This is a genomic window from Brevibacterium paucivorans (assembly GCF_016907735.1).
Taxonomy (GTDB): domain Bacteria; phylum Actinomycetota; class Actinomycetes; order Actinomycetales; family Brevibacteriaceae; genus Brevibacterium; species Brevibacterium paucivorans.
Genome location: NZ_JAFBCP010000001.1, coordinates 1,299,034 through 1,312,330, shown reverse-complemented (window position 1 = coordinate 1,312,330; position 13,297 = coordinate 1,299,034). Strand labels below are relative to the sequence as shown.

Below are 13,297 nucleotides of genomic sequence, written 5' to 3'. Positions count from 1 at the left end.
GTAGAGTTTGTTTGTGCTATCGCGTCGTCGCAACAACTCACCCGGCCCTGACCGCAACCATTCCACCAACCGCAGTCAACCCAACCAACACAACGATGCGATCGACCCTGCCGGAATGCGCGCTATCTGGCTGCTTCTCGTCGCCGCTTTCGTGTCAATCCTCAACGAAACCACCATGGCGATCGCCATTCCCACCCTGAACAAAACCCTGGGCATCCCACCTGAACAAGGCCAGTGGCTCACCAGCGGATTCATGCTCACCATGGCAGTGGTGATCCCAACCACCGGGTTCCTCATCCAACGCTTCACCACCCGCCAAGTGTTCCTGGCCGCCGCCAGCCTATTCGGTCTGGGAACCGCCGTGTGCATGGTGTCCCACGGCTTCGTCCCTCTGCTGGCCGGCCGCGTCATCCAAGCCTCCGGCACCGGCATCATGATGCCCCTCCTCATGACCACCATGATGGAAGTCGTGCCCTCTCACCAGCGCGGACGCATGATGGGCCGAGTAGGCATGGTCATCTCACTCGCCCCCGCAATCGGCCCCACCATGTCGGGCATCGTGCTGGACACCCTGGGCTGGCGCTGGCTTTTTGGCATCATCCTGCCCATCGCGATCGTCGCGCTCATCCTGGGCTGGCGCTGGCTCGCCAACCTGGGTGAAACCACCACCGCGCCCATTGACGTGCTCTCCGTGGTGTTGTCCGCGTTCGCGTTTGGCGGGATCGTGTTTGCTCTCAACCAGTTCGCAAAGGGAGGTTCCGCCGCCGAGGTGACCCCACCCGAATCTGCCCCCGGCAGCTCCAGCGGGGGAGAGTTGGGTAGCTTCCTTTCCTCACCACTTGGAACGTGGACGATTCTTGGCGCCAGCCTCCTGATCTTGGTGCTGTTTATTTTGCGACAACTGTCCCTGCAAAAACGCGACGGCGCGCTTTTGGACCTACGCGTGTTCTTGTCCAGCAACTTCGTGGTCTCCGTAGCCATCATGGCCATCATCGCGCTGTCCATGTTCGGAACGTTCTCACTCCTACCCCTATACCTGCAGTCAGTCGTGGGGCTGAAAGCAACCCAGTCCGGCCTGGTGATGCTTCCAGGTTCAATCCTGATGGGCCTACTGGGCCCACTCATGGGACGCATCTACGACGCCCGAGGCCCCAAGGTCCTACTGATCCCCGGCACTATCTTCGTTGCCGCCGCACTGTTTTCATACTCGACCGTGGGCTCGCAAACCCCCGTGTGGTGGATCGTATCCACGCAGATCGTCATGGCCCTTGGCCTGGCCGGATCCTTCACCCCACTGTTTTCGGCTTCTCTGGGCTCATTGCAACGCCACTTGTACTCGCACGGATCAGCAGTGCTCAACACGTTGCAACAAGTGGCCGGTGCGGCAGGAACCGCGTTGCTCATCGGCATTTACTCGGCCTCACTCAACTCGGGTGCCACCGCCGGTCTGACCGTGGTCCAAGCTGGCGAACCGGGAGCACATTCGGCCTTCCGCCTCGCCATGATCATCGCGATGGTCGCCGTGGTGCTTTCCATCTTTGTGCGCAAGCCCGAAGAAGACGAACCGCAAAACCGCGCCGTCATCGCGGACGAGTAGCCGTGTAATTCTCCGGGCAGTGTCCCGAGGTGTCAGACACCCAGGTGCCCCACCTCTGCGCCCCGCGGACCACCTCGGCGGGGGTCACCGCCTGGGGAGTGGCAGGCGAGGGAGGCGCTCGCGGCGCGCAATCAGATCCAGGGCGTGAGCATCCAGTAGCCGGTCCTCTTCGCTTCTGAGTTCCAGCTGGGGCACCTCGGACGCTTTTCTGTGTTCGTTGATGTGAACAAAAATCATGGTGCAACGGGTGGTCAGCCGGAACTTCATATCGCGGGGGTTCGCAGAACGCACGCGCAGCGAAATGTGTACCGAATGAGGCCCGGTGTGGATGATTCGCCCGTCGACTTCCACGACATCACCAATGTGAACGGGGCCGTGGAAATGCACACCACCGGTATACACGCACACGGTGGGTTGCCCAACAAAACTGGTGGACAGTGCCTGCGCGCATTCGGTCAGCCAACGCATGACAATGCCACCGTGCGCATTACCGCCCCAGTTCACGTCCGACGGGTTCGCCAAGAACCGCAACGTCAGCTCCGGTGTCGTGCCTTCATTACTGAAGGTTTGGGCGAGCGTAACGTCGTGAATCGCTTTGCGCGCTTCGATCCGTTCCAACGCATCCTTTGACAGCTCTTCGTCTTCACGTGTGCGCGGGCGCCACTTAGGGATCTCGACTGGCTTGCGGTTGTCGTCCATGGCCACGAACACCAGAAGGCAGTGCGTTGCCAACGCAAACTCGCCCGTGCGCGGGTTCGCCGATTCCACCGTGACCAACACGTGCATGCTGGTGCGTCCCGTGTAGATGATCCGCGCAGACGCTTCCACTAACTCACCAGGGCGGATGGGCTGTGAGAAGTGAACATTACCCACGTACGCAGTGACGCAATAGCGTCCGCTGTACCCGGCCGCACACGCGAATCCCGCCTTGTCGATCCACTCGAGAACTCGTCCCGCCTGAATGCTTAAGCCGTCTTTTGTTTCATCTGTGGGGGCCGCAAGAAACCGGAGAGTGATGCGGTCGTGCATAGGGGAATCCTCTGACTGTGGATACGGAAGTTCCGACTATTGTGCCACGAGGAGCGCCCGTTCCTAGAGGTGCCCACCTAGTTCGGGACGGCGACCTAGAGGTGTCCACCCAATCCGGGACGGCCCGCGGTGCCAGTGCCTCGTGCAATCGCCCGACCCATCGAGTCAAACGCCCGCATCCAGCGACTGGGGCGGTCGCCAGAAATGGTAGGTGGCATCATCACCACAGGGCAGTCCACGTTGTACACCACCCGCGGCGCCAACAGTGGCTGGGTGACGGGGTTGCGTGGCGCATCGAGCACCAGCAGGCTGGCGTTTTTACTCACGTTGCGCAGCACCCGTGACGTTTCACCACGGAAAACGTGCACGTCAACCACAGAATCAGGGCCTTCGACGGCTTCCGCGCCAAGAACCGAAATCACATCGGCCTTCAGCTTCGCCACTTCCGGTTCCAAGGGCCTGCGGCCGGTAGCCGGCGCCGAGGCGTACGCATTGAACCCGCCCCCAGCGGTAGATGCGCGCACCGCGATCAGTCGACCACCTCGGGCGCGGACCATATCCATGGCCCACGCCAGTGCTGTGGGTGAATTCGACGTGTCTGACACCCCCACAACCACCACGTATTCGCGGGACTCTTCGGTGACTCCCGTGGCAGGTGGTTCCGAGGTCTTCTCTGCCTGGTTCTGCATGTTTTGTGAGCGTGGGTCGGTGGTCATAGCTTTACCCTTTCATGAAACTTATTTGGGCAGGTGTGAGATCTCGTTACCATCATCGTCGAATTCGATCAGTGGTGGCGCGATTTCTTCGAGCGACTTACCTTCTGCGTCGACTCCCCACACGGCGGCGACTGCGGCACCAATGAGCATGACACCGGTTGCCAGCAGGTATCCCCACATCATGGGTTCGCGCGAGGTTCCGTCACCAATAAGGACACCAAATAAGACGGGTCCCAACGAGCCAGCGATCTGGGCGATCGAGAAGAAGTATGAGATCGCTTGTCCGCGGACTTCCTGAGGGAAGATTTCAGACACTGTCAGGTATCCCGCTGAAGCGCCGGCGGATGCGAAGAAGAACGATATACACCAGAACAATGTGTGGGTCAGCGGGTTAAGCATGTCGTTGACGAACATGAGTGACGAGACTGCCAATACCACGCCGGAGATGCTGTAGCACCCGGCGATCATCTTCCTGCGACCCACCGTGTCAAAGAGTGGGCCAAGCAGTACGGGGCCCAGCAGGTTACCAAGCGCGAACGGGAAGAAGTACAGTGCGGCCTCCGCCGCCTCCAGGTCATAGAAGTTCTGCAGAACCAACGAGTACGTGAAGAAGATGGCGTTGTAGAGGAAGCTCTGCGTGATCATCAGGGTTGCACCCAACACTGTGCGCGTGGGGTAGAGCTTGAAGAACACCCAGATGAGTTGCTTGAAGTTCAGGCCCTCAGTGCGACGAAGCCAAATGTAGTCGTCCTTAGTGCGCTGGGGGAGTTCACGGCCGGAGTCTTTGACCTCCTGCTCAATGGCTTGCACGATCCTTTCGCCCTCTTCTTCACGACCGTGCTTGGCCAACCAGCGCGGGCTTTCCGGAATGTGACGGCGCAGGTAAATGATTCCCAGACCCAGGATTGGGCCCACAAGGAACGCGAGACGCCAACCAATGTTTTGGTCGAAGTACCCCTCGTTGAGGAACACGCTACTGACCGCAGCGCCAATACCCGCACCCAACCAATACGTTCCGTTAATCGCGAGGTCAACGCGTCCGCGTTGTTTGCCGGGGATCAGTTCGTCGATCGCGGAGTTCACAGCGGAGTACTCACCGCCGATTCCCATACCGGCGATGAACCGGAAAATATAGAAGAACCACGGTGCTGGGGAAGCCGCACAGATCAGTGATGCGATTAGGTACAAGAACAGCGTGAGTACGAACATTTTCTTGCGACCCAGCGTGTCGGTGAGTCGCCCAAACAGAAGCGCTCCCGTGACCTGGCCAAGCAGGTAGATGGTCGCAGCGAATGTGACCTGCAACGTGGTCATGTTGAGCGAGGACTCGAAACCTCCGGCTGCAACAATCTGGACTTCAACGCCGTCAAGAATCCATGCGGTACCCAAGCCGACGATGACCATCCAGTGGAACCGTGACCACGGCATATCGTGCATGCGGATGGGGATGCTGGTCTTGATTGGCTTGTCGGTCGCTGACTGCGCTGTCGACATGCGATCACCTTCTGCTGACTTCTCAGATGGGAGTGTTCGGTTGTGTTCGTCGCGTCATGTGACTGGGGTTACTGGCGCGACGAAGTAATTTCTAGATATAGCACGTAAAACTCAACACAAACGTGATAAGTCACACATTCGAGTTAGGGACTCAATCAAAGCACCCAACTAATGCCAGCCAGATGGGTTGTAGCGACCAGTCACTCCCGGTGAGGCTGGTCGCTACAACCCACCTTTTGGCTAGTACGTGTCAATGGGGAACGTGTAAAGCGAATCAAACGCCGGTGCGCTCCCGTTAGACGTCACGTAATGGGACATGATCTGGTAGCACGTGGCCATGGAAACAACTAGACGTTCAGGGCTGTCTCCAAAGCCGGTGAGCTGGTGGGGCATGGCTGCTTCGGCCATGAATCCGCTGTCCTGACGCTTGCATTGGGTGAAGCGCGATGGGTCTTGGACATTCTCAATGGTCAGGAATTCGTCGTGTTGCAGACCCTGGATCAAGTCCATGATCTGTGACGCGCTCTTGAGCGGGTAGAAGTTTCGTGTGTCAAACGTGTAGACCCACTTGTTCTCAAGAGGCTGCTCTTCCCAAGCTTCGAAGCTGTGAAACATGGGTGTGGACTGGTGAACTGGCTGATTCTTCTGTGCGGGCATGGTGACTCCAATCAAGTCCGTGGCCTTCGGGTTAAAGGCCATCACCTATACATGTGGGATCTAAACACGTGGCACTGACACAGTTTTTCACACCATCCGCTACGCAATCCGCTACTGAACCCCTTGCGGGCCCTGGCCTCTAACCCCGTGCGGCAACAAATGTGCTGATCAGCTCATCAATTGCAGAGTCCGGGGTGTCCCACGCAGTCATGAGGCGAATCCCGTTTTCCACAAACGGCCAGGCATAAAAAATCACGCCCTGCGACAGCACACGCTCCACCACGTCAGGCTCAACGCTGGCAATCACCGCGTTCGCTTGCGTCTTCACCGGCACACTGAAACCGGCCTCAATGAGACCCTTCGCCAACTTCGCCGCCTGCGCATTCGCGTGCTCGGCGTTGCGCAACCACAAATCACCATCGAACAGGGCCAGCAACTGCGCTGAAATAAACCGAGCCTTCGACGGCAACTGCAACAGCGACTTATTCAGATACTGAATCCCAGAAACCGCCTCGGGATTGCGCACCACGACCGCCTCCGCGCCAAACGCGCCGTTCTTCGTCGCACCCAAAGAAATGACGTCAGCGCCACGGGTCAATTCTTCCAACCCCGCCCCCGTGGCGGCCGCCGCGCACGCAAGCCGCGCGCCGTCAAGGTGGACCGACAAGCCCGACGTGTGGGCCACCTCGGCGATGGCCCGGAACTCCTCCACCTGGTAGACGGTGCCCAACTCAGTGGAGTTGGACACGCTGACCGAGGTCGTTTGAGCCTCATGCACGAAATTCCGGCTAGACAGTGCGCCGGTGACGGCCTCGGGGGTGAGCTTGCCGTCAATGGCAGGCGCCGGCTTGACCTTGATGCCGATCGAAGTCTCCGGGGCCGCGGTTTCATCAGTGTTGATGTGCGCCGAGGGGGCCGCGATCACGTGCCCCCACCTGGGGTTGAGCGCGGCGAGGGAAACGACATTGGCGCCCGTGCCGTTAAATACGGGGAAAATCAGGGCGTCGGCTCCAAAGGTTTCGCGGGCCCACTCGCGCAAACGTTCCGTGTACGGGTCTTCGCCGTACCCAGGCACATGCCCGCCCGAGGCGACACTCAAGGCATCGAGCACCTCGGGGTGCGCTCCCGCATAGTTGTCTGACCCAAAGTGAACGAGTTCGCTGTTGTGTAGTTGTTTCACGGTTTCCTCCTGATGGGGTCAGTGCAGGCCCAAAATTACAGTAGCGATCGTGAAGTAAATGATGAGGCCCGTTGCGTCACAAAATGTCGAAATGAACGGGTTGGAGAAAACGGCAGGGTCGGCGCCTACTTTTTTCGCCAAGATGGGCATGAGCCCGCCCACGGACGCGGCCATCGTGCAGATACACAACAGGGTGAGTCCAATGACGGAACCCAGCTGGAACCCGTAAATGAGACCAGAGATCAGGAAGCCCAGACTTCCCAGCACCAACCCCAGAGAGGCGCCCACGCGAACCTCACGCCACATCACCATCATCAAGTCACGCACACGCACCTCACCAACGGCAAGCGCGCGCGTCACCGTGGTTGCCGCCTGGTTGCCAGCGTTACCACCGGTACCCGTGAGCAGCGGGATGAACAGGGCCAGAGCCACGACTTGAGCCAGGCGATCTTCATACAGGTCAAGCACCTGCACCGTCAGAACGGCTGAAACGGCCAACACCAACAGCCACACAATGCGGCTCTTGACGATCTTCATGATGCTCGAGGACATGTAGGAACGGTCCAGAGGTTCCGAACCGGATCCGCGGGCGGCGTCCTCGGCGTCTTCTTCGTCAATAATGTCCAGGGCGTCGTCCATAGTGAGGATGCCCAAGAGGCGGTTTTCAGCGTCAACCACGGGCATCGCAATGAGCCGCTGATCCAAGAAACTACGCGCTGCATCTTCACGGTCGGTCATGGCTTCAACAGACGACGGTTCACGCATCAGCTCGGTGACGGGTGTATCAGGTGAAGCCCCCACCAACGTACGGAGGGACACGACGCCAACCAGGGTGCGACCTCGGGCGAGGACGGGTAGGAGGTACACGGTTTCTGGTTCATAAATGCGTTCCCGCACAACCTCTAAGGCGCGGCGAGCGTCCCAATCTTCGTGAAGTGACAGGACTTCCGGCGACATGTAGCGGCCGATCGCGTCACGTGGGTAGCCCAGCACGATCGAGGTTTTGGTGCGTTCGTCGTGCGAGAGACCCTTCATCATGGACTTCACGACGATGGCAGGGAGTTCGCCGAAGAGTTCGGCGCGGTCGTCGGGGTCTAGGCCTTCGATGATTTCGGTGACGTCGGGGCCACGGAGCGCCTGGATTAAGTCAGCTTGGTAGCTGGGTGGGAGGTTTTCGAAGACCGTGAGGGCTTCGTCCTTCTTGAGCACCCGGAACAGGACCGCGGACTGGACGATGGGGCGGTTGCTGACAAGGCGCGTGAGTTCGTGAGTGGGAATCTGTTTGGCCAGACTGTTGATGACATCCAGGTGCGCCGAATCCAGATGCGAACTGGCGAGTTCGTCTTCGAGCTGCTCAATTGCGTCGTGCACATTAACAGTCATGTTGGCTCCTCCCACTGGACCACATTCATTTTAGGGGTCGGTTGAGTGGGTGGGAGTGGGGGTGCGCGATGATTTTGTATAAACATATTGCCATGCGCTTATAAGTGTGTCAGAATTGAGGTGTGAGAACAGCTCGCCCGAGCTGACTTAGGTAACTGACTACATGGAGGCAGTCATGATCGCTGGAACCGAACACAACCAGGCAGAACACACCGTTGAAGACCACAAGCACGGCGAAAACTGTGGCCACGAAGCCGTTCAGCACGGTGACCACGTTGACTACGTTCACGACGGACACCGCCACGCAGAACACGAAGGTCACTACGACGAGCACTGATCTGCACTGATCTTTAGATAAAAGCTCAAGCCCGGCACGCGATGTGTCGGGCTTGAGCTTTTTGGTTGGGCGATACGGCGCAAAGCGATCAATACGGCGCAATATATTGCGTAGTTTTGCTCGTTTTGCGCCGTGCGGCGGGTAGCCTGGGATCACCGAACGAAAAGCGAACGTTCTAACAATCGATTTTCAAAGACGAATAAACGAGTTACGGGACGCTTGCTCTTGCTGGCAAAGTCGCTGGTAGGACTGCTGGTTTAAACACCAGCAGGCCCTGCTCGCTGGCTGTGCTCAGCGGGGTGAGTTTCCCAGTTAGGATGCACTGTGAATCACGCTCCACACACGCAGGGCGACCTCCAAACGGACCCAACCGATCTGGTCAACCCGGCCAACAGCGAACTGGCCGAGTTGGCAAACAAGGCAGTTGACCGGGTGCGACGCTGGTTGCGCTTGTCCACCGCAAAGTCAGCAGGGCGCGCGAAGTCTTCACCACCTCGGCACGCAAGCACCCAGGCGCTCAAACAAGAACAACGCCTGGCTGCCGTGCTGTCTGATCCCAACGGGTTGCCGTTCACCAGCGGATTTGTGGACCGTGTGATCCGGATCGAAGACACCAAAGCCGCCGCACGCGCACTCACTGAAGTGGCGCGCCTGACCCCAGAGAGCATGTCACTTGCGGATCGCGCGCAGATCCAAGCAGGTGCCACACTTGCCACCGCAATGCCCGACCTCGTCATCCCCGCAGCACGGGCCCGCCTGCGCAACATGGTGGGACACATGGTGGTCGATGCGCGCCCGGAACAGTTCGGCAAAACTGTGGCCACGCTGAAACGCGGCGGCCACCGGCTCAACATCAACCTGCTGGGCGAAGCCGTCCTGGGTGAAGAAGAAGCCGACAACCACTTGGAACAGACCCACGATCTGCTAGCCCGCGACGATGTTGACTACGTGTCGATTAAGGTGTCGTCCGTGGCCAGCCGCATCAACATGTGGTCCTACGACGAAACGGTCACCTACGTTGTGGACCGGTTGCGTCCGCTGTACCGGCAAGCAATGGAGCAGGCGCGCAGTGAAGAGCAGGCGGCCCGAGGCGCCAAGTTCATCAACCTCGACATGGAGGAGTACAACGACCTCAACCTCACCATCGATGTGTTCATGCGGCTGCTGTCGGAAGAAGAGTTCCACCAACTGTCAGCCGGGATCGTCATCCAGGCATACCTCCCGGATGCCCTGCCTGCGATCCAGCGCCTGAGCGAATTTGCGCGCTCACGTGTTGAGGCTGGTGGCGCGGAAATCAAAGTGCGACTCGTCAAGGGCGCAAACCTGGCCATGGAGCGCGTCCACGCGGAACTCGCAAACTGGCCGCTTACCGTCAACCCCACCAAACAGGCCACCGACGCCAACTACAAACGCATCCTCCACTGGACGCTCACCTCGGAAAACACTGCCGGACTGCGCTTAGGGGTCGCCGGGCACAACCTGTTCGACATCGCGTTCGCGCATGAGCTCAGCGTGGCTCGGGGGCTCACGGACCGCGTTGAGTTTGAGATGTTGCAAGGGATGGCCACCAAGCAGGCCGAGGTGATCTCGGCTGACGTTGGAGACCTGCTCCTTTACGTGCCGGCAGTCCATCCCGACCAGTTCGACGCGGCCGTGAGCTATCTGGTGCGCAGGCTTGAAGAAAATACTTCGCCACAGAACTTCATGGCCTCAATTTTCGAGATCGCCAACGGCAGCCCCGCCTTCCAAAAGGAGGAGGCGAGGTTCCGAGCGTCCGTGAACGACCTCGGCGAGTTGCTGGCCACAGGCGAACCGCCCACCCCCAACCGCACCCAAGACCGGGGTAAGGAAGGTGCGGGGTCCAGCGAGACCAGCCCCGTCACTTTCAGCAACGAACCCGACACCGACATTTCCCTTCCGGCCAACCAGGCGTGGGTGCGGGAGTTCATGGAGAAGTCGAGCGCGCCAGGCTGGCTGGATAAGCAACCGAAAGCCGAGCCGTTCACCTCGGTTGAGGACGTTAACAGGTGCGTCCAGACCGCCCGTGACCAGCACGAATGGCGCGCCATGAGCGCTACGGAACGGTTGGAAGTTTTGGATCGGGCGGCAGACATTTTCGCCGCCAAACGTGGGCAGTTCTTAAGCGTCATGGCGCATGAGGCGGGTAAGACCTTGGCGCAGTCGGACCCCGAGGTCTCCGAAGCGATCGACTTCATCCGCTACTACGCGCGGCAGGCGTGCGAACTCGAACGCATCCAGGAACGCGACGGCGTCCACTTCGAGCCCGACCGCGTCGTCATCGTGACTCCGCCGTGGAATTTCCCGGTGGCGATCCCCACGGGAGGTGCGGTGGCAGCGTTGGCGGTGGGCGCCTCGGCGATCCTCAAACCAGCCGGAGCAGTTGCGCGTTGCGGCGCCCTGATTGCCGAATGCTTGTGGGAGGCCGGCGTGCCCAAGTCCGCGCTCCAGTTGGCGCCGTCGATGGAAGGCGACCTGGGGCGGGCACTGATTGGGCACGAGGCGGTCGACCGGGTGATCCTGACGGGTGCGTCTGACACGGCGTTGCTGTTCAAGTCGTTCCGTCCGGGGTTGCCGGTCAACGCGGAAACCAGTGGGAAGAACGCGATTGTGATCACCCCGTCTGCCGATCGTGACCTGGCCGTGGCCGACCTGGTGTATTCCGCTTTTGGGCACGCGGGGCAGAAGTGTTCGGCGGCCTCGTTGGGGATCATGGTGGGGTCGGTGTATGAGTCCGAACGCTACCGGAAGCAGCTGGTTGATGCCGCGAAGTCGCTGGTGGTGGACGTGCCCACGAATCTGCGTGCGGAAATGGGGCCGCTCACGGTCGATGCGACGGATAAGCTCTTGCGCGCTCACCCAGCTTGAAGAGGGTGAAGAGTGGTTGGTTGAGCCGCGGCAGTTGGACGACTCAGGGCGCCTGTGGTCGCCGGGTGTGAAAACTGGAGTGAAGCCGGGGTCGTTCTTCCACCTCACCGAATGCTTTGGGCCGGTGCTGGGGCTCATGCGCGCCGACTCGCTGGACCACGCGATCGAACTCCAGAACGCTGTGGAATACGGGCTCACGGCAGGTATTCATTCCCTGGACACCGCCGAGGTCGAGACCTGGCTGGACCGTGTGGACGCGGGCAACCTGTACGTCAACCGGTCAATCACGGGCGCCATCGTGGAGCGGCAACCCTTTGGCGGGTGGAAGAAATCCACGGTGGGGCTCGGTTCCAAGGCCGGGGGCCCGAACTACCTCATGATGTTCGGTACGTGGACAGACCGGGCGGCGGCGACCTCGGCGTGGCTGGACCGGGCGCTGGAGAGCGACCGGGAGGCGTGGGACACCGAATTTGGCGTGGCGCACGACCCCAACGGCTTCGACGCCGAGGCGAACATTCTGCGCTACCGGCCCTGCCCAGTGATCCTGCGCGTGAGTGCGGAGGATGCCGGGGCCGTGGGTGCGGCTGGGGCTCCTGGCGACGCGGGTGCGGCTGGGGCTACGGCCGAGGTGGCGGCCGGCCTGGAGGCGCAGATGCGCCGGTGTGCGCTCGCGGCTGCGCGGGTAGGTGCGCCCATCGAGTGGTCAGTGGACGCGGACGTGTTTTCCCAGGTCAAGGGCGTGATTGAGAAGATTCGCGCGGGCGTGGATGAGGGTCTGATGGCGCCCGAGGTGGACGTTAGCGACGCTGACACGTTTGCCTCTCGCTTGGATTCCGTGAGTGACCCGATGGGTGTGCGGGTGCGGATGATCGGCGAGGTGCCACAGGAGCTGGTTGAGGCGGCGGCGCGTCACATCAACGTCACGCTGATCACCGAGCCGGTGACCGTGAGTGGCCGGGTGGAGCAGCGGTACTACGTGCGTGAACAGGCCGTGTCGATGACCATGCACCGGTTTGGAAACCCGGACCGCGACTTCCAGGAGCTGGCGAAGCGGTTGAGGTAGGGGCGCTACTTTTCGCTTTCTGCCTGGCTCTGTGTTTCGGTGACTGCGACGAGGCGATTGTTGCCGTCGGCCCTGGTCAGCGCATCGCTGACCGCGATGAGGCGACGGTCGCGGGCTGCCTTTGACTCTTCTGTTGCGGTGGTGCCGTACGATTCTTCGACGGCATCGACGACGGGGGTGTAGGAGTCGTCGCCGAACGTGGTGGCTTCGGTTTCGAAGGAGTCGAATGTGGACAAGACGTGTTCTACCAGGCCGCGGAAGCCGTGATCCGAGCCTTGGTGGAATGCCTCAAAAGGCCCAACGGATGCCCAGCGCGCACCAACCGAGTTACGCACCGCGGTGTCCAGCTGGACGGGGCTCACGATTCCCTGTTTGACCAGGTAGGACGCTTCTTTCATGATGGCCCACTGCAGGCGGTTGATGACGAAGCCGGGGATTTCGCGGTTGAGTCGGACCGGCACCTTGCCCAGTTGTGTGTAGAAGTCGGTGACGGTGTTGAGTACGTCTTCCGATGTGTGGTCGTTGGGCACGATTTCGACCAGGGGCAGGAGCTCTGGTGGGTTGAAGGGGTGGGCAATGAGGATGCGGGCGGCCATGTCAGCGGGCAGGTCCTGTGCCACGACAGAGGATGGGATGCCCGAGGACGAAGAAGCGAAGACCGTGGAATCCTTGGCCACCTGCGTCATGGTTGCGTACAGGTCCTTTTTGATCTGCTCGCGTTCGGGGCCGGACTCTTGAACCAGGTCGGCGTCTTTGACGGCTTCCTCGAGGGGCGCAGTTGTGAGCTGCGCGTCGTCGGGGAGGTCTGCGTTGATGTTGGCGATGACCTGGTCGAGGTCCTCACGAACATCAGACACTGTGACGTCGAGTCCGTTCTTGGCGAATAAACGTGCCCACGATTGACCGATGACTCCGAAACCTACAACAGCGACTTTCTTCACAAGAACTCCTTTGG

The 13,297-nt window shown here is 60.3% G+C and carries 9 protein-coding genes and 1 pseudogene; 3 read left to right on the top strand and 7 right to left on the bottom strand.

Going from position 1 to position 13,297, the window contains the following annotated elements; all coding sequences use genetic code 11:
* Nucleotides 1–115: 115 nt before the first annotated feature.
* Nucleotides 116–1,597 carry an MDR family MFS transporter gene (locus JOE56_RS06165; RefSeq protein WP_204516081.1) on the top strand — a complete coding sequence of 494 codons (1,482 nt, stop codon included), beginning with the start codon at nt 116–118 and terminating at the stop codon, nt 1,595–1,597.
* Nucleotides 1,598–1,681: 84 nt separating this feature from the next.
* On the opposite strand, the gene JOE56_RS06160 is transcribed toward JOE56_RS06165, so the two are convergent.
* The 6 genes from JOE56_RS06160 to mgtE form a co-directional block, all read right to left on the bottom strand.
* The gene (locus JOE56_RS06160) at nt 1,682–2,626 is read right to left on the bottom strand and encodes an acyl-CoA thioesterase (protein ID WP_204515288.1); all 945 of its coding nucleotides are present in this window, start codon (nt 2,624–2,626) and stop codon (nt 1,682–1,684) included.
* Between the two features lie 95 nt (nt 2,627–2,721).
* Nucleotides 2,722–3,342: a universal stress protein gene (locus JOE56_RS06155; protein ID WP_204515287.1), complete on the bottom strand. Its 621-nt coding sequence runs from the start codon at nt 3,340–3,342 to the stop codon at nt 2,722–2,724.
* 21 nt (nt 3,343–3,363) lie between these two features.
* Nucleotides 3,364–4,836: an MFS transporter gene (locus tag JOE56_RS06150; protein ID WP_204515286.1), complete on the bottom strand. Its 1,473-nt coding sequence runs from the start codon at nt 4,834–4,836 to the stop codon at nt 3,364–3,366.
* A gap of 240 nt (nt 4,837–5,076) precedes the next feature.
* Nucleotides 5,077–5,493 (bottom strand): hypothetical protein, encoded by a 417-nt coding sequence (locus JOE56_RS06145; RefSeq protein WP_204515285.1) that lies wholly within the window; start codon nt 5,491–5,493, stop codon nt 5,077–5,079.
* Between the two features lie 139 nt (nt 5,494–5,632).
* Nucleotides 5,633–6,673: a beta-eliminating lyase-related protein gene (locus JOE56_RS06140; RefSeq protein ID WP_204515284.1), complete on the bottom strand. Its 1,041-nt coding sequence runs from the start codon at nt 6,671–6,673 to the stop codon at nt 5,633–5,635.
* A gap of 18 nt (nt 6,674–6,691) precedes the next feature.
* The gene (gene mgtE, locus JOE56_RS06135; protein ID WP_204515283.1) at nt 6,692–8,056 is read right to left on the bottom strand and encodes a magnesium transporter; all 1,365 of its coding nucleotides are present in this window, start codon (nt 8,054–8,056) and stop codon (nt 6,692–6,694) included.
* Nucleotides 8,057–8,231: 175 nt separating this feature from the next.
* Between mgtE and JOE56_RS06130 the strand changes: the two genes are divergently transcribed.
* The gene (locus JOE56_RS06130; protein WP_239530383.1) at nt 8,232–8,393 is read left to right on the top strand and encodes a zinc transporter permease; all 162 of its coding nucleotides are present in this window, start codon (nt 8,232–8,234) and stop codon (nt 8,391–8,393) included.
* 666 nt (nt 8,394–9,059) lie between these two features.
* Nucleotides 9,060–12,342: pseudogene (locus JOE56_RS11730) on the top strand (proline dehydrogenase family protein).
* A 5-nt stretch (nt 12,343–12,347) separates the two neighbouring features.
* Here JOE56_RS11730 and JOE56_RS11610 read toward each other — a convergent pair.
* Nucleotides 12,348–13,283: a 3-hydroxyacyl-CoA dehydrogenase NAD-binding domain-containing protein gene (locus tag JOE56_RS11610; RefSeq protein ID WP_204515281.1), complete on the bottom strand. Its 936-nt coding sequence runs from the start codon at nt 13,281–13,283 to the stop codon at nt 12,348–12,350.
* Between the last annotated feature and the right edge of the window lie 14 nt (nt 13,284–13,297).

Bases quoted from the DNA above. Each gene is read 5' to 3' on its own strand.
- JOE56_RS06165 (WP_204516081.1), top strand. From the start codon at position 116: ATGCGCGCTATCTGGCTGCTTCTCGTCGCCGCTTTCGTGTCAATCCTC.
- JOE56_RS06150 (WP_204515286.1), bottom strand. From the start codon at position 4,836: ATGTCGACAGCGCAGTCAGCGACCGACAAGCCAATCAAGACCAGCATC.
- JOE56_RS06155 (WP_204515287.1), bottom strand. From the start codon at position 3,342: ATGACCACCGACCCACGCTCACAAAACATGCAGAACCAGGCAGAGAAG.
- JOE56_RS06160 (WP_204515288.1), bottom strand. From the start codon at position 2,626: ATGCACGACCGCATCACTCTCCGGTTTCTTGCGGCCCCCACAGATGAA.
- JOE56_RS06145 (WP_204515285.1), bottom strand. From the start codon at position 5,493: ATGCCCGCACAGAAGAATCAGCCAGTTCACCAGTCCACACCCATGTTT.
- mgtE (WP_204515283.1), bottom strand. From the start codon at position 8,056: ATGACTGTTAATGTGCACGACGCAATTGAGCAGCTCGAAGACGAACTC.
- JOE56_RS06130 (WP_239530383.1), top strand. From the start codon at position 8,232: ATGATCGCTGGAACCGAACACAACCAGGCAGAACACACCGTTGAAGAC.